Annotated in this window: 1 protein-coding gene and 1 pseudogene; both read left to right on the forward strand. The window is 66.8% G+C overall.

The features are described from left to right. Positions 1-1,665, forward strand: a 1,665-nt coding sequence (locus tag EV139_RS00005; RefSeq protein WP_130452292.1) for a PASTA domain-containing protein, incomplete at its 5' end; no start/stop codon positions are given. A gap of 63 nt (positions 1,666-1,728) precedes the next feature. Beyond that, positions 1,729-2,023 (forward strand): annotated as a pseudogene (locus EV139_RS00010) (hypothetical protein); the annotation flags it as partial.

Below are 2,023 nucleotides of genomic sequence, written 5' to 3' on the forward strand. Positions count from 1 at the left end.
GGCCACTTCTGCGACTACGTGCAGCGCTACATCAAGCAGGATCCAAACTTCGGCGAGACCGCCGCCGAGCGCGAGTTCAACTTCAGCCGCGGCGGCTACCAGATCTACACCACCATCGACCTCGACATGCAGGCCGCCGGCAACGAGGCAACCCGCAACAACGTCCCGGCGGTGATGGACGGCATCGATGTGGGCTCCGCGTCGAGCAGCGTGCAGGTAAAAACAGGCCGCGTGCTCACCATGGTGCAGAACAAGCCGTTCAGCAACATTCCCGAGGTGCTTGAGTCTGATCCCGGGTACTCCGCAATCAATTACAACACCGACTACGATCTCGGTGGGTCCGGCGGGTTCCAGGTCGGCTCCACATTCAAGGCAGTGACCCTCGCCGAGTGGATCAAATCAGGCCACTCAGTGCGCGACGTCGTCAACGTCAACAGCCGCACCGTGCCGTTCGACACGATCCGTGCCTCCTGTATGCCCGACGGCGTCTACGGTTTCGGGTCGTGGGACTTCACCAACGACAACGAGGGCACCCGCGGCAACCAGACCGTGCTCACCGCCATGGCGAAGTCGATCAACGGCGGCCTCGTGTCAATGCAGCAGAAGATGGACCTCTGCGACACGTTCGACACCGCAAAGAAGCTCGGCATCCACCGCGCCGCAAACCAGACCAACGAGGAACTGCCCACCTACGGCACGCAAGAGCTGTCGATGGTGCCCTCGAACGTCTACGGCGGCATCGACGAGATCGCCCCGATCACCATGGCCTCCGCCTACGCCGCGTTCGCCGGCGACGGCACCGTGTGTACCCCCGTGCCGATCGATCTCATCACCGGCCCCGGCGGCGAGGAGGTACCGTTCACCGGGAGCACCTGCACCGAGGGGGTCTCTCCCGAGGTGGCCGCGGGCGTCGCCTACGCGCTCCAGTACACCGTTGACAACCCGATCGGGCTCGCGGGCCACGCGCGCTCCGCGTATGGCGTGCCGCACCTCGCGAAGACGGGCACCACCGACTTCGTGCGCGACAACTGGACCGTCGGGGCGAGCACCGAAGTTGCCACCGCCACCTGGGTGGGCAACGCCGGCCCCGTGCAGCTCTGGGACGGCACCCGGGATCGGGTCTCCACGCAGGGGTTCGGCGGACTCATGTACGCCGACACCTACATCTGGCCCGCGATCATGAACACGGCCGACGCGAAGTACGGCGGCGCGGAGTTCCCCGAGGCGCCAGAGTCCGCGACTCAGCAGACCATCGTCGCGGTCCCCGATGTGACGGGCAAGTCATTCGACGAGGCGGTCTCGATGCTCATCCAGCTCGGCTTCAACGTGAGCGAGGGCGCCGTGGTCGACTCGTCGATCCCCAGCGGCCAGATTGCGTCCTCCGATCCGGGCGCCGGCGCCTCCGTGCCCAGGGGCACGGGCGTCACGATCTTCCGGAGCAACGGCGCCGCGACTCCCGTCCCCGACGGGCTCGTCGGCTCCACCGGAAACGCGGCGAAATCGGCGCTGAACGGAGCCGGATTCGACAGCGTCGAGTTCGCGTGTGAGGCGGGCGGCAAGACCGATCCGAAGAAGCAGCGCGTGGTCGCGGTCGCGCCCGAGAGCGGCTCCGACGCGCTCCCGAGCAACACCGTCACGCTCACCCTCAGCTGCGGAAAACGCTAAAGAACACCGCGAATCGGAGCCCGCGGCAGGGATTTTCAGCAACGTCGCATACGCTTGGATGTTATGACCCGACAGACACCCCAGTCCTCGCGCGTGCGCTCAGTGAAGCCGCGCAGCGCGGGCGGAGCCCTCGGAGGCATCCTCGGCGCCGTCGCAATGAGCGCAATCGCCGGCGTGCTCGTCACCGCTGCGGTGACCCCCGTCGTCGCCCTGAGCGGCACCGCCGCGAACTCGGCAATTGAGATCTTCGACAGCCTGCCCAACCACCTCGACCCCGGCCAGCTGGCCGAGCCGTCGACGCTGTGGGCCACCGGCTCGGACACCACGACCTACAAGCTCGCGGAGTTCTACGACCAGG

This window comes from Leucobacter luti (assembly GCF_004217175.1).
GTDB lineage: Bacteria > Actinomycetota > Actinomycetes > Actinomycetales > Microbacteriaceae > Leucobacter > Leucobacter luti.